The organism is Campylobacter sp. (genome assembly GCF_019423325.1).
In the GTDB taxonomy this organism is placed as follows: domain Bacteria; phylum Campylobacterota; class Campylobacteria; order Campylobacterales; family Campylobacteraceae; genus Campylobacter_B.
In genome coordinates, this window is the sequence record NZ_JAHZBQ010000001.1 from 188311 (window position 1) to 212706 (window position 24396).

A 24396-nucleotide genomic window follows, 5' to 3' on the forward strand; every position below is an offset into this window, starting at 1 on the left:
AATTTGGAAAATTTTGAAAACTGGAATAAAAATGTTAAAAAACGGGATTTAAACTCAAACGAAAACGCAAATTTAAGCGATTTCAATCAAAGAGACTATGATAAAGAACCGATAGTAATTAAAAATCCTTATGAATTCTTTCTTTCAAATTTATTCTTTTTTTCTCATTGCGGAACAGTGCTTGTTTTATTGGTTTATGTTGATTATACGGGGATTGCAAGTATTAACAACATTTTTCTATTGGCTTTTTTTGGAGTTGGCGTTTTGCATATCGTAGCTACATTTTATTATTATATCATCAAAAACAAATGCGAAACCAAATTTACAAACAAAACAATCGAATTTATTATAAATGGCGAAGTTAAAAGGGTTAAAAATTTAGTTGATTTAGAACCTGTAGTAAGGACTTTTAGACTGCTTACACCATCATCGCTAATTGGAATTATTGTTTTTAATCTACTTATATTTTTTATGGTCGCATTAGTAAAAATGGTTCATTATCTTATCGCCTATTATGTCATTTATTTACTTTTAAATTGTTTGTTTAAATTTGTTTTTCACTTGACTTTGGGCGGAAAATTAAAAGATTTTTCGCTTTTTTCGGCTTTTATAATTTATCATTATGAAGTTTTAGGTTCCGCATTTAGCAGAGGTGGTTCTGCTGGTTGGCATGACATAAAAGGTAAATTTCACATGATTTATATCATTAAAAAACAAGATTATTTAGATTTACAAAAATATTTTTCTGATAAGAAACATATAAATTTAAACTTGGTTGAAAAGAAATTTTAACCTAAAAAGGAGAAAAACATGAGTAGAGAATTAGTTGCTAAACAAGAATTAGACAAAGCAGAAGTAAGACTTAGAAAAAATAGTGATTTGGTTAGACAATTAACTGAATTATTTAAAGATGCGCTTTCTGGTGCCAATATGTCTCTTAGCGGCTTAGAAAAATATGTAGAAATAAATGGCAAAAGATACACAAAAATCGAACTAGACGATTATGTCAAGAAAGTAGGATTAGTAAATGGTTTCGCTGGTATAGCCGACGATTATGCTGACGGTCAAAGCTTCGGTCATACCGTCGTGGGTGCAGCTGTGGATTTTGGGCTTATTGCAATTACAAAATTTATCCCTGTTGTCGGTTGGATAACGCTATGGTATGACATAGGAAATTTATTAGATAAGTTGGACGGAAAAGATAGCGGCATATTTGATTTACGTAAACAAGCACAAAATTTATGGGACAAAATAACGGGCGACGGGCTATCAGATATTGATATGAACGCTTTGCACAAAGGTATCCTAAGAGTAACAATGCCCGACAAAACAGTCTATGCAAGACCTTTATCGTCGTCATTTTTCCCTTATGGCGTAACCCCAAGCGGACTTTTAACGGGCGACTACAAAGACGATGTTTTATTGGGCGGATATGGCGATGATACGCTAATGGGTAAAGGCAGCGGCGATTTATTAATAGGTGGATATGGAAATGATACGTATCTGGCTACTAGTCGCGATATCATTCGTGATGATGACCACAAAGGCTCGGTTTATTTTAAAGGACATAAACTCACAGGCGGAGTTTGGGATGATGATAGGAAGTGCTATGTATCTGAGGATTATATAGAATATAGACTTAAAGACGATAAATTAATAGTAAGTGATATGCTAGATGAAATAACTATAGAAAATTATAGTAAAGAAGAAAACTCGTTGGAAATATATTTATTAGAGAAAAAAGATATTATAGTGACTATCCATAATAATAGTGCTGCAGAGGGAGATGCGAGCAAACATTCTTTGGATTTTTCAATTACTCTGAATAGGGCTTTAGAAAAGGGTGAAGATCTAACATTATATGTTGAGGGAGAATTGGTAAAATTTAAAGAAGGAGACAATAGCGCCAAATATACATATACCTGGCAAGGTAACGATACTCCAAATGAGGATTATAAATTTACAGTAGGCGCCACCGTATGGAAATCCTCCGATAATATAAATGTCAAAGAGATAAGATTTGCCGATGCCGTTATAAAAGATGACGACCGCGATCCTAACGAGGATTTACCTGAGACATACGATCCTATCGTAATAGATTTTAATAAAAACGGCGTAACCTCCACTAGGCTTGATAATACGGTGTATTTCGATCACGACAATAATGGCTTTGCGGAAGCTACCGCTTGGATAGAAAAAGACGATGGACTACTAGCGCTAGATAAAAATGGTAACGGTAAAATAGACAACGGAAATGAACTATTCGGAAATCATACTATTTCAAATACCATCTACGGATACACAGACAAAAAAGCGACCAACGGATATGAAGCTCTAAAAACCTATGATCTAAATGGCGATAACGCAATAGATGAAAAGGACGAGATATTTAATAAGCTTAAAATTTGGAAGGATAAGAATTCTAACGGCATTACCGATGAAGGAGAGCTAAGCTCGCTTGCGGATAATAATATCAAAAGCATCGATCTAAACTATAAAGAGATAGCGATAGACGAGAATTCTAACACCGTAAAACAAAGCTCTAAAGTTACTCTTAAAGACGACTCCACCTTAGATGCTAACGACGTATGGATGAAAGTAAATTTAAACAAAACCGAAGAGATAATAGATCAAAATAAACTCTCGCCAGAAGTCCAGGCCCTGCCTCAAGTAATAGCTAGCGGAAATTTAAGCTCTTTAAGAGTGGCGGCAGGCAAGAATGAAAAGCTGGCTACAATAATAAATCTATATCTGATGCTAAGTCCCGAAGATAGAAAGAAGCATATTGACGAGCTGATCTATGAATGGGCAGGAGTTAGCGATATGCATCCAAACTCTAGAACTACCTCTATCGATAGCAGGATAGTAAATGTTTATGAAAAGCTTACGGGCAAGCCTTTTACTTGGCATGGAAGCTCCAATGATGCAAATATTAGAATATCCGCTAATATCATTAAAGAAAGATTTGATACTTTCAAACGTTATGTCTATGCGACCATAGAGCTTCAAACCGCATATACCGATATGGATCTAAATTTAGACCTTATGAGCTTGGGAGAAGATGGCAAATTAAGTTATAAATTTGATGCTTTAAATTCTAGGCTTATGCAATTATATAAAGATGGGAAATATGATGAAATTATCAAATTAATGAATATCGTTCGAGAAGCTAGCGCATATAAACCTATATTCCAAGAGAATCTTAAATTAAATCTATTAAATTTTTGCGGTAGTGATGATAAATTGTTATCTATATGCCTTAATACCTATATTAGCGGAACAGATAGCAATGATATTATCAATGGAAACTCTGAGAATAATTTTATAGTAGGAGGAAAAGGCAACGACGCCCTAAACGGCGGAGCCGGAGATGATACATACATGTTTGCTAGAGGCGATGGTAACGATACTATCTATGATATAGTAGGCGATGATAAAATACAATTCGGAGAAGGCATAGCCCCTAATGATGTGAGCTTAAAAAGAGAATTGGATAAGCTTATACTATCTATCAAAAGCAATGATGGGGCAAGTAGCGATAGCATAACTATCCAAAATTTCTTTTCTGTAAATCCCGAAATAGGAAATAATACCGTAAGAACAATAATTTTTGCCGATGGAACCGTTTATGATTTTAATAAAATTCTTGAGCTTGCTCCACTAAGCTCTACCGATAAAGACGACAAGCTTTATTTAACGGACAGCAACGATACCTTTGATGCAGGTTTGGGTAACGATGAAATTTGGGGCGGCAATGGAGATGATGTGATTAATGGCAACAAGGGAAACGATATCCTCTATGGCAATGATGGTAACGATACATTAATCGGGGGAATAGGTGACGATACCCTTAATGGCGGAAACGGTGACGATACTTTAAACGGCGGAGCGGGAAACGACACTATCGATGGTGGATGCGGCGATGATACCTATATATTTAATAAAGGTGATGGAGTCAATACTATAATAGATAATGCCGGTAACGATACCATACAATTCGGCGAAGGAATTTATAGAAGTGATTTAGAATTTAATGCAATCAATTCGGGCTCGGCTTTAAAAATTTCATTTAAAAATAATTCTAACGATAGCATTACGATCAATCAAGCTAATGTTGAAAACATAAAATTCGCAAGCGGAGAGATTTTAAAACTTAGTGATATCGATAATATAAAAATCATAGGTACCGAAGGTAATGATGTCATTCATACAAGTATAAATACTCCTCATAGCATAGAAGGAGGTGATGGTAACGATAATATTAGAGGCAATAATTACACCAAATCGATTAACGGTGGTAAGGGTAACGATATGCTTTATGGCGGTTACGGAGATGACACTTATGTCTATAATAAAGGCGATGGTGCCGATACTATAATCGACTACGGCGGTAATAATATTCTCAAACTAGGTGCCGGATTAGATAAAAAAGATCTGATTGTTTCTCGTAATTCCAACGGGCATATACTTTTATCTTTCAAAAATAATGCAAGCGATAGCATAACTCTTACCTCTCCTAATATTCAAGTTGTTGAATTTGCTAACGGCGACAAGATGAATATAGATGAGATTAAAAAGTTATCTCTTATCGGAGATGATACCGATAATACGATTTACGGCTATAACGGTGAAAATAATATTTTAGTTGGTAACAAAGGCAACGATACTCTCACCGGTAGTTATGGCAATGATACCTATATATTTAATCGGGGTGACGGAGTCGATACTATAACCGATTACGGCGGTAATAATATTCTCAAACTAGGCGCTGGATTGGATAAAAAAGATTTAATCATTTCGCAAAATTCCAATGGATATATACTTTTATCTTTTAAAGATAATGCTAGTGATAGCATAACTCTTATCTCTCCTAATATTCAAGTTATTGAATTTGCTAACGGCGACAAGATGAATATAGATGAGATTAAAAAGTTATCTCTTATCGGAGATGATACCGATAATACGATTTACGGCTATAACGGTGAAAATAATATTTTAGTTGGTAACAAAGGCAACGATACTCTCACCGGTAGTTATGGCAATGATACCTATATATTTAATCGGGGTGACGGAGTCGATACTATAACCGATTACGGCGGTAATAATATTCTCAAACTAGGCGCTGGATTGGATAAAAAAGATTTAATCATTTCGCAAAATTCCAATGGATATATACTTTTATCTTTTAAAGATAATGCTAGTGATAGCATAACTCTTATCTCTCCTAATATTCAAGTTATTGAATTTGCTAACGGCGACAAGATGAATATAGATGAGATTAAAAAGTTATCTCTTATCGGAGATGATACCGATAATACGATTTACGGCTATAACGGTGAAAATAATATTTTAGTTGGTAACAAAGGCAACGATACTCTCACCGGTAGTTATGGCAATGATACTTATATATTTAATAAAGGCGATGGCAACGACATTATAGCGGATACCGGCGGAATCAATACCTTACAATTCGGAGAAGGAATTTCTAGAAGTGATCTAGAATTTAATGCGATCAATTTTGGCTCTGATTTAAAAATATCATTCAAAAGCACTCCTCACGATAGTGTAATTATCAATAGAATTTCTATAAAAAATATAAAATTCGCAAATGGAGAGATTTTAAAACTTAGCGATATTGATAACATAAAAATTATGGGGACCGAAGGAAATGATGTCATTCGTGCAGGTATAAATACTCCTCATATTATAGAAGGGGGCAACGGCAACGATAATATTAAAGGCAATAATTACACCAAATCAATTAATGGTGGTAAGGGTAATGATTGGCTTAATGGAGGAGAAGGCAATGACACCTATATATTTAATGAGGGTGACGGTAGCGATGTTATTTATGATACAAGCGGAATTGATACTTTAAAATTTGGGATCAATATAAGAAAAGAAGATCTAAAATTCAAAAGAGATCCCAATAAGCTTGTAATTTCAGTAAAAGAAGATTCCGGAATGTTATGGGACAGTATTACCCTTGAGAATTTCTACTCTATAAATTCCGGAATGACTTATAATAATACCGTAAGAACCATATCGTTTGCAGACGGTAGTGTTTATAATCTGGACGATATGTTAAAGTCTGCATTACCAAGTCCTACAGATAGAGCCGACATACTTTATCTTTCGGATGGGGATGATACCTTTGATGCGGGTCTTGGAAACGATATAATATGGGGCGGGGACGGCGATGATGTTATTTACGGTAACGAAGGAAATGATACTATTTATGGAGATAACGGCAATGATACGCTAATCGGAGGTAAAGGAGACGATAAACTCGAAGGAAGACGTGGGGACGATACCTATATATTCAATAAGGGAGATGGCAATGACGTTATTTACGATATTGAAGGATCTAATACTATAAAATTTAATGATTTTAGCGCGGATGATATAAATATCAAAAGAATATTTAATGATGTGGTCATCAATTCTAAAATTTCAAATGATACCGTTACCTTGCAACGTTTTTACAATAATAATGGTGAAAGTACTATAAATACTATAAAATTTAAAGATGGCACGTCTTGGGACTATCAAACTATTCTAAATAACTCTTCCATAAAAGCAACTGAAGAGGACGATAAATTTTTTCTTGACGATCAAGACAATGAATTTAATGCCCTTGGCGGAGATGATAAAATTTACGGGAACTGGAAGAGCAATATTATAGATGGGGGAGAAGGCAATGATATACTTATAGGCGGTCAAGGCAACGATACTCTCATCGGAGGAAGCGGTAATGACGAGCTTTATGGCGGTGAAGACAATGATATTTTAATAGGAGGAACTGGAAATGATATGCTTATCGGTGGAGCAGGCAACGATACCTACATCTTCAACAAAGGAGATGGAAATGATACCGTAGAGGATTATACTGGCAATAATACTATTAAATTTAACGATTTTACTTTGAATGATATAGATATAAAAAAAGTTTTTGATGACATAGTTATAAGCTCAAAAATTTCAAACGATACTATAACTATCAAAAATAAGCTCTTCAGACATGCTATAGAAAATATAGTCTTTAAAGACGGCTCGGTTTTAAGCCACCAAGACATACTTAATCGCTCTTCTATAAAAGCAACCGAAGGAAGCGACAAATTCTATCTCAGCAATAAGGACGATGAATTTGATGCTTTGGGTGGAGACGATGAAATTTACGGGCAAGATGGTAACGATGTCATAAATGGCAATAAAGGAAACGACAAACTTTACGGCGACAGGGGTGACGATACCCTAAACGGCGGTAAAGACGACGATATCCTAAACGGCGGATATGGAGATGATACCTATATCTTCAATAAAGGCGACGGCAAAGATACCGTAACCGATAATGGAGGAGCCGATACTATAAAATTTGGCGAAGGAATAAGCAAAGAGGATCTTATCGTCAAAAGAGTTGCAAGAATGAATGATTATACTAAACGAAAGGAATATTCGGATATAGTCATACTCTTTAAAAATTCCCCAAATGATTCCATTACTATGCAAAACGTTATCGATAGTAACAAAAATAAAGATAACAACATAATAGAAAATTTTGAATTTGCTAATGGTGAGAAGCTGGGCTTCGAAGATATCAAAAAGCTATCTTTGATTGGTACCGACAGTAACGAGAATATTGTAGGTTATGTCCATGCAAATAATATCATCAAGGGAGAAGGCGGAGACGATAAGCTCTACGGTCAAGGCTGGAATGATACTATGTACGGCGGAGACGGTAATGACCTAATCGAGGGTGGTAGCGGTAACGATACCTTAATCGGAGGCGCAGGAAATGATATTCTAAAAGGCGGAACAGGAGACGATACTTACATATTCAATAAAGGGGACGGTAACGATATAATAGAAGATAACGATGGGGTAGATACTCTTAAATTCGGCGAAGGCATACAAAAAGAGGATCTAATTGTTTCAACTAATATAAATCAGAAGTGGTCTTATTTAAATAATGCAACAGATATAATCATTAAATTTAAACATAATGAAGCCGATTCTATAACTTTAAAAAATGTTCTTACTGAAAATAAAACCAGAATTAATGGCGTCATAGAGAACTTCAAATTTGCTAATGGAGAAAAATTAAACTTTGAAGATATCAAGCAATTATCTCTTGTGGGTACTAATGAAGGAGAAACAATAAAGGGCTTTGAAGATTCAAACAATACTCTTATAGGTAATGGCGGAGATGATAAGCTTTATGGTAGAGACGGAAACGATACTTTGATTGGGGGCGACGGTGAAGATGAGCTTCACGGCGGTATGGGAGATAATACTTTCATCGGTGGCAAGGGAAACGATATTATTGAGGGCGGAAACGGCAACGATACCTATATTTTTAATAAAGGTGACGGAACCGATACCATAAAGGAAAACGGCGATATGTCGGATGTTCTTAAATTTGGAAAAGGTATAAGCAAAGAGGATCTTATAGTAACTAGAGGTAGCTACTATGGAGATATAACTATTAAATTTAAAAATAACGACACAGATTCTATAATACTTAAAGATGCTATTGTTAGGGGCTCCGCAGTGAATGGTGGTAACATAGATTATTTCGAATTCGAAAACGGTGATAAGCTAGAACTTGATGACATTAAAAGACTATCTCTTCTCGGCACCGATCAAAACGATAAATTATCTGCCTATCACGATATGGATAATAACATCATAAAAGGTTTTGGCGGAGACGATGTTCTTTACGGTGAGGAGGGAAATGATTCCATAGATGGAGGAGACGGTAACGATATTATAGTCGGCGGCAAAGGAGACGATATTCTTGATGGTGGAGATGGCGACGATACCTATGTCTTCAATATTGGCGATGGAGCCGATATTATAGAGGAATCCGGAGGCGGAATGGATATTATAAAATTCGGCGAAGGTATCAACAAGGAAGATATTATAATATCCAAGAGCAAAAGAGAGGAAGGAGATCGGGAACCTACTTGCCTAACGATAAAATTTAAAAACAACGATAAAGATTCTATAACTTTACAAAGCGTTATTCGGGACAATAAACCAAGTCCTTATTACGCAGGAGAAAAGGCCTTACAGTTTGCTAATGGCGATAAGCTAAGCTTTGAAGATATTATTGCATTATCTTTAGTGGGAACCGATAAAAATGAAACCATAAGAGGCTATAGCGATGCAAACAACACCATAGTGGGCAACGGCGGAAACGATGAGCTTTATGGAGATAGGGGCGATGATACTTTGATCGGCGGTACGGGAGACGATATTTTAAATGGAGGGGCAGGTAACGATACTTTTGTTTTTAACAAAGGAGACGGCAACGACACGATAGCGGACGATTACATTAAATATAGCAACGACAAAGATAGCGATACTCTAAAATTTGGCGAAGGTATAAGTAAGGAGGATTTAATAGCCAAAAGAGTTAGAAACGACTATCCAAACGATAATTATCGAAATTATAGAGATATCGTTATATCTCTTAAAAATTCTACCGGCGATTCGATTACTTTACGAAATGCTACCGATCAAAATAAAACTGATGAAAATAACGCCGTAAAAACCTTTAAATTTGCCAATGGCGAAGAATTAGGAATTGAAGAGATTAAAAGATTATCGCTTATCGGCACCGACGCAGACGATGATACGCTATACGGTTATAACGATATGGATAATATCATCAAGGGCGGAGATGGAAACGATACTTTAACCGGCGGCGACGGAGTAGAAAATATCCTTGAAGGCGGCAGAGGCAATGACATACTAAAGGGAGGCTATAGAAGTTACGGTGAAGAGATCAGGGGGAAAAATACTTTCGTTTTTTCCAAAGGCGACGGCAAGGATACGATAACGAGTATTAACAATGGGGATTTGATTAAATTTAAAGATTTAAATAAAGAGGATGTTAAATTTGAACTAGATTTAGTAAATAAAACTCTTCTAATATCAAGCACCGTTTCAAACGATACCGTCTTAGTGGAAGGCTATAGCGCTACTTCCGAAGAGTATGATCATATCAACCAACGCAATATAGTAAACGATATAAATATAGAGTTCAAAGACGGTAAAATTCTAGGAAGTGATTTTATCAACAAGCAAGTAAAACCTATAGGCGATGCAAACACTATGGTAGGAGGCAGTGAAAATAATACCTTTGAATATGAAGGCGGTCTAAAGAGCATAGTGGATATCGGGGGCTATGATAAAGTGATCTTTAAAAAGCCCGGCAATAAAATATATTACAGCTCAGACGGTACAAATTTAAAAATAAGCACCGCTCCGATCGATGAGAACAATAAAGACGTATTGGAAGTAAAAGGCTTTTTTAACGATAAAAATAACATTGTAGAGGAATTTCAAATAAATAGCTACTGGAATATTAAGGCGGCAGATATCTATCAAGCATTCGGCAAAACCTATATCGGAGACGAAAAACCTGCCCAGCCCAATGATCCGGGCAAGCCGGATACCCCAAGCGACAATACTATCATTGGAGGAAGCGGCAATGATACTTTCTCCTATGAAGGAGGGCTGAAGAGCATAAAAGATAGCGGGGGCTACGATAAGGTAATATTCAAAAAAGAGGGCAACCATGTATATTATCAAATGTTTGGAGAGGATCTTAAAATAAGCACTGCTCCGATTAATGAGAATAATAAAGACGTCTTGGAAGTAAAAGGCTTTTTTGGCAATAAGAATAACATCGTAGAGGAATTTCAAATAAATAGCTATTGGAACATTAAGGCGCAAGATATCTATAAGGCATTCGGCAAAACCTATATAGGAGATGCCAAGCCTACCGCATTAGCGATGGATGCTAATTTGGCCATGAATAGTAAAGCTCAAATCTCGCCTCTTTCAAAAAGCTCCGGCGATAGTTCAAATTCCAAATCAGGCTGGGATATGGTTTTAGGCGGCGGTGATAAAAGTGAGCTAAAAGCCATCGTATCAGAATTTTATAATGATACGGACTTGAGCACATCCAAGCTTAATTCGGCTCTTAGCCCTAGCGGCATTGCAGATATAAACACTATATCGGGCATCAGCCAAGAAGAGGCTTTGAAAGATAGTGCTTTCTTAAGCCAAGATACCGTAAACAAGATTATCGAGCAGCTAAACGTTTATGCCGATAACTCGGAGGCTTTGGAATTTAACCAAAAAGATATTCGCAAGGATGATATGCAAGTTTATATGAGCTAAGGGCTATTTAGGATTATACCTTTTAAGGGTTATGTCTTATAATTATGCCGGCATTTCATTCCCCTTGCTGGTATATCGCTTTATGTTAGAATTTTATATGAGGTGGCACATTTAAAACGCCGCCTCATAAGTTGTCGTATATTTTAAAACCATAGCTAGTCAAATGATTAAATTTTGATACGATAAATTTAAAATGCTTGCATGAGGACAGACAAAATTCTACAAATATCTCTATCTCTACATGCGTTTTTGCGCTTATAATCTTTGCCCTTCATTAAAGAACTTAAAAGGAGCGAGGTTAATTCTATAAGTTACACGTTTTTACTCTTTACGCTCCTCAAATCCCAACCCACACACCCCCTTCAACAAAACATCCCACTCAAAACCAACCCTGAAATCCTCCACATTAAAACCCAATCTAAAAACGAACGTCTTATCCCCCGCAATTCTCTACTCCTTATGCTTCTTAAAACATCCGCAATATCAGATTTTACCATTCTCTATCACCAAGCCTTTTTATAGAAATAATGAGGCTTTATGAAAACAACGAAGCACAATGACGCTTCTAAAAACAATGAAACTGCCGAAAAGAATAACAAAGCTTAATAAAAGCAATGAATCTATTGAAAAGCAGCAAAGCTTCCTGGCATTTTTTTATTCTCCCGTTATAATAGGAGCGGTAATCTTTAAATTTACCACAAAATCTATCACAAAGGAGCAGATATGCATTACGAAAATCTTTTAAGAGTCAAGAAAGGCATAAAGGTCTTTAACGACAAAGCTCAAGAAACTGCTAATCAGAATGAGCTTATATGGCTAGTAAATACCTTTATCTCATATATTAGTAGAGCAAGGCACGATAAGAAAAGAGCGGATAATGCACTTAACGGTATATTGCACTATTACAAAGATATGAAAGTAGATAAAAGAGCCTTAAGCGAAGTAGTAAATAAAGAGTATAAAAAGCTACTGGGCCCAAAGAAAAAACCGACCAAATCAAAAATAGCAGATTATAAGGATTGCTTAAAATCCCTACACAAAAGCGGCCATAGCTATCAAAAAATAGCAGATATCCTATGGAAAAACTACGGCATACAAACTAGCAAATCAAGCGTAGCAAGACTATTAAAAAGATAAAGGTATATATCATGGCTCTACACACCAGAATGAACGCTAAAGCTATTATCTCTCAGATTATGAAGCAAGCAAACGGTATCGGAATATCTAAAAGTAATGTAAGACGCAATAGTAAGCTTAAAGGACAGAATGGTCATACAAAGAGCGTATACGCCCATAGCATTAAAAGCATTCAAAACTTAAGAGCGGTAACTACTCAATATATAGAATTTCTTAAAGCCAAACACGGTCAAAAAATAATGCAAAACATTAATGCCGGTAGTGCAAGAGAGTGGCTACTGCTAAAAGCAAACAAAATAAGCGGAGGAACACTTAATACCTATATATCGGCATTAGCTAAGAGCTTTGATAATTGTAGTAAGCTAGGGCTAAACGTATCTGGAAAAGATATTACGGATGTCCGGAAAGAATTTAAGAAAAATGGTATGAACCTTCGTAAAAGGCATTATAACAGAGCCTATAAAGATCCATATAAGATCATAAACAATATGCAACTAAGCTCATTATACTATATATCCGCTAAGCTTCAATTGGAAGCAGGACTAAGACTGGATGATGCTATCAATTCAAGCAAATGGCAAATCAACGATGATAATAGCATAACCATACTCGGCAGTAAGAACGGCTTATGTTACAGTACTAAAAAGCTAAGCGATAAGACTATAAGGCAGCTAAGACTTGCCAAAGAAGCGGGATACTATGCCCCAAAGAATGCTTACGTAAAAGATCTAAAAGCAGCAGGAGCGGACAAAAGAGGAACACATGGGCTTAGATATAACTTCGCTCAAGAAAGATACGAAGAGTTGCGTAAAGAAGGTATGAGTCATATAGAAGCTTTAGCTCAGGTATCTATAGATATGGGGCATTCAAGAGTGGAGATAACTAGGCATTATTTGGTTGGGCTATAGGCATTATTGGCTTGATTAGAGGCATTACTTAGGTTTGATTAAAGAGGGAATGGCTAGATAGGTGCTTTCGACATTTAAAAGTCTTTTTTAATGCTTAATGATGCTTAGATGATTTAAATATCCTAAATATCTTTGATACCCCTGTCAATGCTCAAATTCCTATTAAAATAAGGCTGCGTATACTTAAAGTAGGGTTTTAACATAAAATATCTATAAAGAGTATAGATGGAGGTTACTTTATCTGCTTGTAAGAGCAATGCTTTAGCAAAGAATGCTCCTAAAAAGAATAAAAGAGATAAGTTTAAAATTTAACAGAAAGGCTTTTATAAGAAAATATACCTGCAATGGATAAAATGCTGATTTGGTTAAGAAATTTAAGCTGCCTATGTATGACAAAATATCCTTTAAAAGAGATAAAAAGGCTGATCCGATGATAAATCGATCTACCTATGATATTGCAAGAATATCCTTACAATAGATAAATAGGTATCGATAAGACCATGAGCCATAGATTATAATCCTTGTGATAAAAGTTTATCCTACCCACTTAGATATAGAAAATTCTATCTATACAATAACACCCCCTACAAGGAATAATCGCAACGGCGGTAGCAGACGAGCAAACGCTCCGCTAGCGACGAGCGAGACAAGCCCCGTAACCTTTAACGGAGGCGCTACCTCCACGCGGCTTTTCAGATAGTCCCCTTGATCAAATTTAATGCACTTAGGCAATAAATAAAACGAATAAGAAGGCTATCTAGGGAAAAAACTCTAGGGGCAAAAAGACGTTACATCTTTAGAATTTAGTTAAAACAGAAGCTTTTTAGATTAATGTGCGAAGCTATAACGCACCTCTGCGATTTTTCTTATTACCCCAAACCGCCAGCGGGGAACTAAAGATTAAGAATGCTTGACAAGCGTTTAAGCTTATCAATAAAACATTACCGATAACGTAACCCATCGAAAAACCATAATATATAAACTTTAAAGGTTACTTCAAAAAGCTAAGAGGCTTTTTTAACATATAAAACATTCTTTCTCCTTAGTAAAAACGTTATAAGGATATTTCAAAAAATACCTTATGAAAACAATATAGCTAGAAAACAAAAAAATGATATGAGCTGTTTTTTTAAAAGAAGATTGTTGTTTTTAACAAGCTTGGATAGATATAAAAGCAATGAAGGAACCTGGTAAACCTATGAAGGTTATGGAGGAATAGAGCACAACCTGGTAAACCGAGCATTAAAAGATATAAAAGCTAATATGCAATATGCAAGAAATTACTAGCAAAAAGCGTAGAGGTAAAAAAAGAATGGGAATGCTTCAGAATTTATATAATCTATTGTGGCCCTATCCTCGCAAGCACTCGTCTTTAGTATCAAAAAAGGCAAGTGCTTAAAAAGAAAGCAATACGCTAAAATGAGGGCGAGCGCTTAGGAAAGGAGTAGTGATGAAGTAATATATGGGAGGGGAGGGAAAGTAAGTGCTTTTTTAAGAGGATAAGGCGGCTCATACGCTAATTACGGTAAGCTGTAGAATGACAAACTGTGGTAGGTTTTGTTTCAACTTCCTATCTCACCGTCTTTCCGCTTATCCGGAAATTTCTAAAACACATGGCATATAGACTTAAAGGCGCTATCCATAGTAGGAATAATGCCTTTGGCCTTCCCCTTTCTCCCCTTAAAATTTAAACCCCAGCCCCTTTAAATAACCTAGCCACCATGTTAGAACCCTACGCGTATTCTCAATATTCGTAGCTTTGTTATAAATCTTTTGTATCTCTCTTTGTGCATGAAAAAGGGTGCGTTCAATGCTATAAGGATCCAGCTTGTTCTCATGAATTTTTTCATATGCAAAGGTTTCTAATATCTTTCTAAAAGAGTGAAAAACTAGTCTATTCTTAGCTATTACGGGAGCATAGGTTTTAAGCGCTTTAACTAGAGTCATATCGCTTAGTACCTCTCCTTGCGTATTGGCAAAGCATAACGGGCAGTGGCTATGATGAGGATGTAATGTTTGCAGCCATTGCCCTACTTCTCTAGGAAGTCCTAGATGTTCATCTCCATTGCTTTTTACCTTATTCTCATCTTGCGGGAATAGTAAGTAGTATTCTCCATCATCACCTATTTTTAAATGCTCATGAGTTAAATTTCTTACATTTGAGCTTCTTAGCCCTGTAAGCAGTCCGAATATCAAAGCATTCTTAACACCTATTTGATGAGGATAGTTCATAATAAATTTGATAAGTACGGTTAAATCCAAGTCATCTTTTATATATGGGTATTCGCTACGACGAGGTATAGTATAAAAGTCCTTAAACACCTCTTCTGCAAATAATGGATTTTTGGAAATATCTCTTATGCGAGCATATCGGAATAGTCTTTTAATGAGTTTGAATAAAATTTCTAATGAGGCGTACTTCTCATTATCGTAATAATAATCCAGTATCGGCATAATATCCTTTTTGCTTATCTTGTTTATATCTTTGTCGCAAATATCCCTTAAAGCCTTAAAGCTCATATCTCGTCTTTTAGAGGTTGCTAATGCAACATTACCGTTATGTCTGCGAAACTGTCTATAAACGCTTGCCAGAGTATTTTTAGCAGGGATCAGCTTAGCAGAATCATCTATCATTAAACCTTTAAGAGTTTCTTTGGCTTTGCTTAGGCTTATCTCATCTGCATTACCTAAAGACTTAATCAGCTTGCCGCCTATGCAATAGTGATAGTGCCTATGGATTGTTTGTATTCCCTTTTTAGTAAATGAGCGGTAAAATCTAACTGCTATATGCTCATCTATCATTTCTACCATAGTATTTTTGCGATGAGGCAGGGAGAAATTTCTGATCACTTTATCGGGGTTCGTTTTAAAAGCCGGATCGTCTTTAATTTTAGAAAAAACTTTCATAACCGTTTATCCTTTAAAATTTCATATAGTTTCATAGGACAAATTATAAAAGCTTCCAAAGAGTTTAACAAGCTTAAGAGCTACTATACATTTTTTAATATATAGTAGTTTCTCTTAAACCGCCTGTATAATCTAGCGTTTTTAGCATTTGAAATTTTTTTGAAAAAATTTGAAAAACCCGTAAAACAGGGCCTTCAAAAAAATCAAAAAACTAAAAATAGGGGGAAAATTTGATAGATGGTGTCCCGTGTAGGATTCGAACCTACGGCCGCCTGATTAAGAGTCAGATGCTCTACCAACTGAGCTAACGAGACAAGAACTATAATTGTAGTGATAAAAATATAAAAAACTGATTAAATTTTATAAAAATTTCGTTAAATTTCATAAAATTTTATTCGGTCCTTATATATCTAATAACTCATAAAAATTAAATAAAATATTTTAGTAAAGAATCAATAAATTTTCTTAAAAAATAACCTATACGTTTCGATTTCACATCTAAACGCTCTTGCACAAACTCAACGCAAGAAGCCCCATAAGCGGGGCTTGGCTCGATAATTTATTTTGCTTTTTTAGCCTTTTTGCTTCGCGTAGCCTTAGCATGAGTTCTAGGAGAGCGGTTTGAGATGATCGGCTTGCCGTCAGGATATTTTTTCTGCACGTGATTTACAGGTATCGCTGCACTGCTGCTAGCGCCGTATTTCTCGCCGTTTGTGAAATACTTCCTCATCACTTCCTTCCATCTTTTTGCGTATTTATTCGCGCGCGGAGAATCGTTTAAAATATCCTCGTAGTCGTAAATTCTCTCATAGAAGTCGTTAGTTAGCTGATCGTCAATAGTTATTCTGCCGTTATCGATCGATACGCCTAGGTAGACACCTGTTTGCTCGCCCGGGCTTACCATCCATGCAGAAATATCAGGTAGATCGGTTGCGCGACCTGTTCTTCTACCTACGCCGCCTGCTGCAGCACCTACATTGATCTCAAGGGTGTCTGTGCCGGTAAAAATGTCTTGATATGACTTCGTAGTATGAAAGATCATCACGATGTCGCTCGTCTCGTAGCCCGCCTGTAAGCCCACGCCGTAGCCTTTATATTTGATAAAAATCGGCGAACTCCACTCGCCGTTCTCGCCTTTGACGCTAAAAATTCCATCGCCGTATTGTAGCGATGCGCCCGCAGCTAAACGTTTTACGTCGGTTAGGATTGCGACGGCTTTGGCGCTAGTCAGATAGCGTTCATCGGTGCCGAAGTTATTAGCCGCTACGAAAGATCTAACGACGTTAGTCGCCGCTATAACCTCTTGATTTGCCACGACGTCCGCGTGCAAAAGACCGCAAAGTGCAACAGATGCTAGAAGCAAAAACTTTTTCATCATTTAATCCTTTTAAAATTGAATTTTCGTTATTATAACAGCAATTTCATTTGTTTTAGCTAATTTTTAACAAAAAATTGATGGAAAATAACGAATTTTGGAAAATTTATGAAATTTCTAGCTATTTTTGCACTTTTGGCGATCAAAATTTTCGCTTTAGACATAGTAAACGGCGACGTTGTTATCTTAAAATTAGATAAAAGCACGACCGAGTTGAGCTTTGGCTTAAAGCAAATTCCTCTCATCACGGCTCCAAATTCTAACGATAAAATCGCCGTTTTAGCAGCGAATTACCGTGCTAAGGGAGATTTCGCGCTGCGGATAGTAGATCAAAGCGGCAGCCACGAGCAGATCGTTGCTTTGAAAAAGGGTGAGTATAAAAAAGAGGCTCTAAGTGTCGCTCCAGGCAAAGTTAAACCACCTAAAGAAGCCGCCGCGCGTATCAAAAAAGAGCTCGACGAAGCCAACGCGATCTATGCGATCACCACGCCGCGCTATCTTTTTTCTACGCCGTTTGAGCTGCCTTTAAACTCCAAAATAACCTCTGCGTTCGGCAATGCCCGCACCTTTAATGGCGAGCTTAAAAGCTATCACAGCGGCACCGATTATCGCGCCGCGGTAGGTACTGGGGTGCGCGCCGCCAACGACGGCGTCGTAGTCATCGCCAAAGACCGCTACTACGCCGGCGGTTCGGTCGTGATTGATCACGGCGGCGGTATCTATTCGCAGTACTATCATCTAAGCGAGATCAAAGTGGCGCTTGGCGATCACGTTCACAAAGGCGATGAAATCGCGCTTTCGGGCGAGAGCGGTAGAGTTAGCGGCCCACATCTGCACTTCGGCATCGCGATCAACGGCGTGAGCGTCAATCCGCTAAGCTTCGTCGCTAAATTTAACGAAGTGGTTTTTGGCGAGCGCTAAAATGCCCTACAATCCGAAGGAATTAATGAAAAAAATTCTCGCAGGCAGCGATTTTAAGCTAAAAGGCTCGGTCAAAGGCCGCGTGCGCGTCGCGAGTAGGGACGGAGCGATCGTAAATTTTACCGCTGCAGACTTCGGCGTGCAGAGCCTAAACGACAAAATTTCGCTTAGTGGCGAGCAGTTCGAGCGCTTTAGAGCTAGAATTTTTGGGATTTTAAACTCTGGCGGACGCGAGCTTGCAGGCAGGCTCACGCTCTCTTCTACGCCCAAAAAGAAAGCCCGCGCAGATCGTCTCCGTGCAGCGGATGGTTATGGCTATGCTGAGTTTGACGGCGCCTGCGATTTTGGTAGCTTTTGCGAAGGAGATTTAAGCGCAGTTTCGCCCGAGGCTGGCGACAGCTTGGCAAAGACTTCGTATACTACAAACGCAAGGCGCGGCGAGCGAGATTTTTCTGCGCGCAGCGCTCATAACGCGCAAGATTTTACTTCGCAGGCAGAATTTCAAGATGTTTCGCAAGCAGAATTTTATGGTGCGGCTCGGGCGGAATTTTGCGTAGATACCGCGTGGGATACGTCGTGCGAGAATTTAATTTCGCAAAATGACGCTGTGCAGAATGACATGAGCGTGGGGCTTGCTGCTAATTTCGAAGAGAGCGAAAATGCGAGGAGTAAAAATTTTATGCCGCAAAGCTCTGTGTCTGCGAATTCTGCCAAAGGGCAAAGCTTCATTCCTGCATCGCGAAATTTTATTTCCGCGCAAAGCTCTGCGCTCGTGAAAGATTCCGCATTTGAGGCGCAAAATTCTAATTTTATGGCGCAAACGGAGAATTTTGCAGCTGAAAATTCGTTTGTAGCAGAGCAGGGCACGGACTTACAAAGTAAAAATTCTACGGCGCAAAGCTCTGCATCAAAAAATTCCACTTTCGCAAATTCTGCGCTTGATATAAAGTGCGCAAATGATTGTGGGTCTCAAGGCTCCGAGTTTTCCAAGGGGCAAAGCGCTAATTTCGCTGGCCGCCGCGCCGCAAATTTTGCCTTAGAAAATGCCTCGGAATTTACGCCTCAAGATGAGAATTGCGTTGGTGAGAATTCCGCGTTTTTGGCAAAAGGGCAAAATTACGCGCTAAAAAATTCCGATGGGCAAAATTTAGCACAGAAAATCTCTGCACAAGAGTGGCACCCTTTAAATTTGCCACCGCAAGCGGGAAATAAATTTGTGCCCGAATTTGAGCAATCTGCGCAGTCTGCGTTAACGGGTGAGAATTCTACGTTTGCTTCTTCTATGGCGGAGGGGGCGCTTGGTGATGAGCCCGCGTCTGCTGCTTTTGGGAGCGAATCAACTTTTGCGACTAAGCCCGTAAATTTCTATGGCAAGCCTACGCGCAAAGCGCCTGCGAAAGAGCGCGCGCGCCTGCCGGGACGTCCGCAGGCTCTGCCTATTGCAAGCACTTCGCGTCCTATCTCGCTACCGCAAGCGTCTAAAGCTAGGCTCATCGAGCTTAAGCCGCGTTTCATAGGCATCGCGCATAGGATTAAAATTTCGTTTTTGAAAAAGAGCGCGAGCGAGCCTGGCGAAGGGGTTTTGGCGCGCGTTCGTATTCCGCTTTTGATGGAGAATTTCGGTCTTAATGATATTTTGTCGTCCACGGCGAGCTACCAAATGGCGAAAAAGATGGTGCGCACGATCGCTGATCTTTACATCGCCAAGGAACTACGCGGCGTGCACATAGGCGTGCCGGTGCGTCTTGAAATGGGCTTTAAAAGCGGTATCTCTGACGTCAGCAATCACGCCTTTATCTTTAAGCTCATCGAGGACAGCCTCGTCAAAAACGGCGTCATCGACGACGACAATGCAGATATCGTGCGCGAGATCAAGCTTTTTAAGCAAGACGTTTTCGACGGGGTTTTAGTAAACATCATGCGGTTTGAGTAGAGGCTTTGCAGGGCCTTGCGTATAAATTTTAAAAATTTTGAGCTACCGCATGAAATTCCATCGTTTTCGAGCTTTAGCTCGCACCGCAACAAGCGCTTTTTAAAATTTTTTGATCAAACTAGTAAAAATTTGAAAGGATTGAGATGCAAAAAGCCTTTTTTAATTCGCCCATTGGAATGCTTGAAATTTGTGATGATGAGATCGGGATTTGCAGTATCGACTGGGTCAAAAGCTCTGTCTGCGGGCCCAATGATGAGATCTTTAAAAAGCACGACGCAGGGCTTAAATTCGGCTTTGTGTGTGCTGTGGATGATAAAGGACGCGATTTAAAGCTTAGCGATTTAAGAAAGAATTTGGCTCTTTGCACCGACGAGCTTGGCGCCTATTTTAGGAGCGAGCTTGAAAGCTTTAGCGTTAAACTGAGCCAAAATGGTACGCAGTTTCAAAAGTCCGTGTGGAGTGCGCTTTTAGAGATCCCCTACGGCGAGGTCGTAACATACGGCGAGCTAGCCGCGGCTATCGGCAGACCGCGCGCAAGCCGAGCAGTAGGTAGCGCAAATGGCAAAAACAAAATCCCCATCATCGTGCCGTGCCACCGCGTCGTAGCTGCAGGCGGGCTCGGCGGATACAGCGGCGCGGGCGGCGTAGCGACCAAAGCGTGGCTACTAAACTTTGAAAGAGAAAATTTAATCAAATTTGGCAAGTAAAATTCCGTTAAATTCTGCCTTGCCGCTCAGGCGTTTATTTTAAAATTTTACCGCGCGACGCTGCGAAATTTCATAAAGCGATTTTGTAAACTTCTCGTCTTACGGCGACCAAGATAGTTAAAATTTGGCAAGAAGCCTGCTAAGCCGGCTTTAAAGTCCTAACTTTAAATTTATCGCGCCGCAGACATTTGCTATGAGTGGTTGAAATTTTTCGCAGCAGTAAAATTTAGCCTCGCGAAATTCTGCGCTGAAGTCCTTCGATAAATTTTCATCTTGCGTGCATTTAGTGCGGCAGCGCGTAAAGCAGCAAAATTTTGAATCCCTTTCGTGAAAATAGGAAAGGATAGCAAGTTTTGAGGCGGAATTTTGCAGAGGTTAAAATTCTGTGTCGCTACGCCGTATGGGCAAAATTCCACGCCGCTGTATCAAAGCAAAGTAAATTTTTAATTGCGCTTGTCAGGCATGGTTAAAATCCGCGCAGAAGCGGTAAGCGGGGCAGAATTTATCTCAGCGGCAACGTGACTAAATAAAATTCTATAAATCCACGAAGCGGGCGGTATCCCAGCAGAAACGGCATTGTCCTAGCCAAGCTTCTTGCGTAAGCAGCGGGCGCGTCAAAGATAAAATTTTTCACGAAGACGGCAAAGTACAGCAGTATGCCGCTAGAGTCACCTGACGAAGATGAAATTCTACGCAAAGAGAGCGAGAGGAATTTTGCGCAAAGATCGCGCTATTTGCTGAAATTCTCGCAGAAGCAGCATTTTTATAAAAAATCCTAGTAGGGGCAGCATTATCGTCGTCAAAGCTCGCCTTTGAGGTGGGTGGCGTTTTGCTAAGGCTTCTTGCGAAATCGACGTTGCATAGCAAAGTAATTGTAAAAGCGGCGAGCGTGCTGTAGATAAAATTCTTAGCAAAAGCGGCGCGGCAGAGCGAAATTCTTACGTAAGACGCACGGCAAAGATAAAATTTGCCAAGCAGCTACGAGCGAAAACCCTGGCAAATTTGGCGAAGCTTGGCAGAACGCAGAACATCTACGCATCTTTACCAAATTCTTAAATTAGCCGAAATTTTCTATCAGATCGCTAAAAATTTTAGCTAAATTTTCGACGTCGCTAATCTCTACTCGTTCATTGATCTGATGGATCGTGTCGTTTCGCACGCCAAACTCCGCCGTCTCCACGCCAAACTCCGCGAAGTATCTCGCATCGCTCGTGCCGCCTGCGGTGTTTAGCTCGGCTGCTGCGCCACAGATCTTCTGCACGCTAGCGCTTAGTTTTTGCACGATTTTGGAGCTTCGCTGAGTTAAAAAAGGCTTTGAGGAGCTTTTTAGCGCGAGGTGTAGCGACGCGCCTGCTTGCAGCTGCGCGGTGCAGCTCATTTCTAGCTTGCCGCAGGATTCGCTTTCGTTGCATAGCACGTCTTTAGCGTCCAGTTCAAATAACCCCAGTACATAGTCTCGCACGTCCTCTAGCCCCAGCCCTACGCCGCCGCGTACGTTAAACATCACGCGTACGTCCTTGGGTGTTACGTTTACTACCTGCGAACCGCCGCGAATGTCGGTGATGACTATCTTGGCTGGAGCGAAATCCTCGCTACCCGCGTCCAGATCATGCCCCGCGAGGCTTGCAAGCACCGGCGCTAAAATGTGGACAGGATTGATGCATTTATCTGGGTAGGCTGCGTGCCCGCCGATACCCGTGAGTGTGAGGACGCCGTTAATCGAGCCGCGACGGCCGATCTTAATGGTATCACCGAAGCGCACTTCGCATGTAGGCTCCGCAACGATTGCGAAGTCGGGTAGGGCATCTTGCTCGCGTAATTTAGAGAGCATTTCGCGCGTGCCATAGATGCCGTCACCCTCCTCATCGCTGGTTAGCAGCAGGCTTAGCGTGCCATTAAAATCGCGTGCCGCCGCTAGCGCGCAGATTGCCGCTGCGATGCCGCTTTTCATATCCTGCGCGCCGCGCCCGTATAAAAAGCCCTCCGCTTCCACCGGCACAAACGGATCGCTCGCCCAGCCCTCGCCCGGCGGCACGACGTCGATGTGCCCGGCAAAGCATAGATGCGGACCCTGTCCGAAGCGCTTGGTAAAAATCGCGTTAGTTACGCCGTTTAGCTCGAATCTATCCTCACTAAAGTCCGCCAGCAGCATTGAGACGTAGTTGAAAGCTCCGTCGTCGCTAGGTGTGAGCGAGCGGAATTTGATGAGCTCTTTTAGAATTTCAATCGGTTTCATAAGCCATCCTTTGGTTCAAATTTTAGCAAAAATTATAGCGTATAAAAGCTTTAGTGCAAAAAATACCAAAATAAACGCCGAGATATATGCAAATGCCCGCACTACAATGTTTGGAAGCTTGCTGCGGGCTAGATATATCGCAAGCGGAAAAAGCGTGATCCAAGCTAAGATTCCGCTTACAAGCCCCGCAAGAGCAAGCGCAAAATCTGCTCGCGCAGTGCCGGCAGAGACGCTGAGCCAAAACATAATGACGTATGGATTTAGTAAATTTATCAAAAAGCCTTTGCCGTAAAGCACCGCGCCCGAGCAAGCCTCGACGCTTGCGGGTTGCACCGAGCGAGTCGCGCCATGCCAGGTCGCGTACGCCGTGTAGAGCAAAAAGCACGCGCCAAATACCGATATGCAGGCAAAAACGATCGGGATTTTGGCTAACTGCGATATACCAAACGCCGATAGCGCCAGATAGAGCATATCCGCGCTCATGGCGCCGATGCCCAGGCACAGCGCCTTGGTATAGCTTCGCAGCGCGTAGGACATTATCAGCACGTTTACCGGGCCAATCGGCACGCTAACGCCCAACCCCAACAAAACCCCTTGTACGAATGGCTGCATCCTCTGCTTATACTCCTCAAATCTGCTCTAAAATTTCAATGCGCGGCGCTGCAGATAGAGCGATGACGCGCGCCTTTGTGAACAGATCGATGACGCACAGCTTCGCGAATAGATCGATCCTGAAATTCCGCGCGATCGCCGATCGATTTTTAAATTTAACGCAACCGCCGCCGCAATGCGCCTTGCTTTTAAAATTTTAACGCGAGCATCGTAGCGTGCCCGGATCTAAAATTTTTAACGTGTGTAGTTGCATGGGCTTCGGATTTGAAATTTTAACGAGCGCTTCACATACATGCTCAGTCGCAAAATTTCAATATGAGCATTATGTGCTTGAAATTTATACGAGCATTCGTGCGGTGGACCCGCTTACTAGACTTCAAATTTAGTTTTTAAATTTTAACGCATGGATCGCGATTTAAATTTACACTTTAAATTTTGCGGCTAGAATTTTGCGAGGCAAAATCTAC

11 protein-coding genes and 1 tRNA gene are annotated in these 24396 nt (G+C 39.7%); 7 read left to right on the top strand and 5 right to left on the bottom strand.

Features of this window, described 5'->3' with window-relative positions:
• The first annotated feature begins 3 nt into the window (after positions 1 to 3).
• From QZ367_RS00890 to QZ367_RS00905, 4 genes are all read left to right on the top strand, one after another.
• Positions 4 to 792 carry a hypothetical protein gene (locus tag QZ367_RS00890; protein WP_291936059.1) on the top strand — a complete coding sequence of 263 codons (789 nt, stop codon included), beginning with the start codon at positions 4 to 6 and terminating at the stop codon, positions 790 to 792.
• A gap of 18 nt (positions 793 to 810) precedes the next feature.
• The gene (locus QZ367_RS00895) at positions 811 to 11193 is read left to right on the top strand and encodes a calcium-binding protein (protein WP_291936062.1); all 10383 of its coding nucleotides are present in this window, start codon (positions 811 to 813) and stop codon (positions 11191 to 11193) included.
• 723 nt (positions 11194 to 11916) lie between these two features.
• Positions 11917 to 12330 carry a hypothetical protein gene (locus QZ367_RS00900; protein ID WP_291936065.1) on the top strand — a complete coding sequence of 138 codons (414 nt, stop codon included), beginning with the start codon at positions 11917 to 11919 and terminating at the stop codon, positions 12328 to 12330.
• Positions 12331 to 12341: 11 nt separating this feature from the next.
• A complete protein-coding gene (locus QZ367_RS00905) occupies positions 12342 to 13238 on the top strand; it encodes a hypothetical protein (protein WP_291936068.1) in 897 nt (298 codons plus the stop codon).
• Between the two features lie 1680 nt (positions 13239 to 14918).
• Here the strand turns inward: QZ367_RS00905 and QZ367_RS00910 are convergent.
• From QZ367_RS00910 to QZ367_RS00920, 3 genes are all read right to left on the bottom strand, one after another.
• Positions 14919 to 16145, bottom strand: a complete 1227-nt coding sequence (locus QZ367_RS00910; RefSeq protein ID WP_291936071.1) for a tyrosine-type recombinase/integrase — start codon at positions 16143 to 16145, stop codon at positions 14919 to 14921.
• Positions 16146 to 16383: 238 nt separating this feature from the next.
• A tRNA-Lys gene (locus tag QZ367_RS00915) sits at positions 16384 to 16459 on the bottom strand.
• Between the two features lie 245 nt (positions 16460 to 16704).
• Entirely contained in the window at positions 16705 to 17520 is an 816-nt protein-coding gene (locus QZ367_RS00920) for a lipid-binding SYLF domain-containing protein (protein WP_005872227.1), read from the bottom strand.
• A gap of 108 nt (positions 17521 to 17628) precedes the next feature.
• Here QZ367_RS00920 and QZ367_RS00925 point away from each other — a divergent pair, with 108 nt between their 5' ends.
• From QZ367_RS00925 to QZ367_RS00935, 3 genes are all read left to right on the top strand, one after another.
• A complete protein-coding gene (locus QZ367_RS00925) occupies positions 17629 to 18441 on the top strand; it encodes a M23 family metallopeptidase (RefSeq protein ID WP_291936078.1) in 813 nt (270 codons plus the stop codon).
• 25 nt (positions 18442 to 18466) lie between these two features.
• Positions 18467 to 20374, top strand: a complete 1908-nt coding sequence (locus tag QZ367_RS00930) for a hypothetical protein (RefSeq protein ID WP_291936084.1) — start codon at positions 18467 to 18469, stop codon at positions 20372 to 20374.
• A 143-nt stretch (positions 20375 to 20517) separates the two neighbouring features.
• Complete coding sequence (locus QZ367_RS00935) at positions 20518 to 21081, top strand: methylated-DNA--[protein]-cysteine S-methyltransferase (protein WP_291936087.1); 564 nt, start codon at positions 20518 to 20520, stop codon at positions 21079 to 21081.
• A gap of 1057 nt (positions 21082 to 22138) precedes the next feature.
• On the opposite strand, the gene dapE is transcribed toward QZ367_RS00935, so the two are convergent.
• Both dapE and QZ367_RS00945 read right to left on the bottom strand, forming a co-directional pair.
• Positions 22139 to 23317 (bottom strand): succinyl-diaminopimelate desuccinylase, encoded by a 1179-nt coding sequence (gene dapE, locus QZ367_RS00940; RefSeq protein ID WP_291936089.1) that lies wholly within the window; start codon positions 23315 to 23317, stop codon positions 22139 to 22141.
• A gap of 15 nt (positions 23318 to 23332) precedes the next feature.
• Positions 23333 to 23929, bottom strand: coding sequence for a LysE family transporter (locus tag QZ367_RS00945; protein ID WP_291936094.1), 597 nt, complete (start codon positions 23927 to 23929; stop codon positions 23333 to 23335).
• Between the last annotated feature and the right edge of the window lie 467 nt (positions 23930 to 24396).

What these genes read in the sequence shown, in the direction of transcription:
- QZ367_RS00935 (WP_291936087.1), top strand. Translation starts at nt 20,518, where the DNA reads ATGCAAAAAGCCTTTTTTAATTCGCCCATTGGAATGCTTGAAATTTGT.
- QZ367_RS00910 (WP_291936071.1), bottom strand. Translation starts at nt 16,145, where the DNA reads ATGAAAGTTTTTTCTAAAATTAAAGACGATCCGGCTTTTAAAACGAAC.
- QZ367_RS00905 (WP_291936068.1), top strand. Translation starts at nt 12,342, where the DNA reads ATGGCTCTACACACCAGAATGAACGCTAAAGCTATTATCTCTCAGATT.
- dapE (WP_291936089.1), bottom strand. Translation starts at nt 23,317, where the DNA reads ATGAAACCGATTGAAATTCTAAAAGAGCTCATCAAATTCCGCTCGCTC.
- QZ367_RS00895 (WP_291936062.1), top strand. Translation starts at nt 811, where the DNA reads ATGAGTAGAGAATTAGTTGCTAAACAAGAATTAGACAAAGCAGAAGTA.
- QZ367_RS00900 (WP_291936065.1), top strand. Translation starts at nt 11,917, where the DNA reads ATGCATTACGAAAATCTTTTAAGAGTCAAGAAAGGCATAAAGGTCTTT.
- QZ367_RS00930 (WP_291936084.1), top strand. Translation starts at nt 18,467, where the DNA reads ATGAAAAAAATTCTCGCAGGCAGCGATTTTAAGCTAAAAGGCTCGGTC.
- QZ367_RS00945 (WP_291936094.1), bottom strand. Translation starts at nt 23,929, where the DNA reads ATGCAGCCATTCGTACAAGGGGTTTTGTTGGGGTTGGGCGTTAGCGTG.
- QZ367_RS00920 (WP_005872227.1), bottom strand. Translation starts at nt 17,520, where the DNA reads ATGAAAAAGTTTTTGCTTCTAGCATCTGTTGCACTTTGCGGTCTTTTG.
- QZ367_RS00925 (WP_291936078.1), top strand. Translation starts at nt 17,629, where the DNA reads ATGAAATTTCTAGCTATTTTTGCACTTTTGGCGATCAAAATTTTCGCT.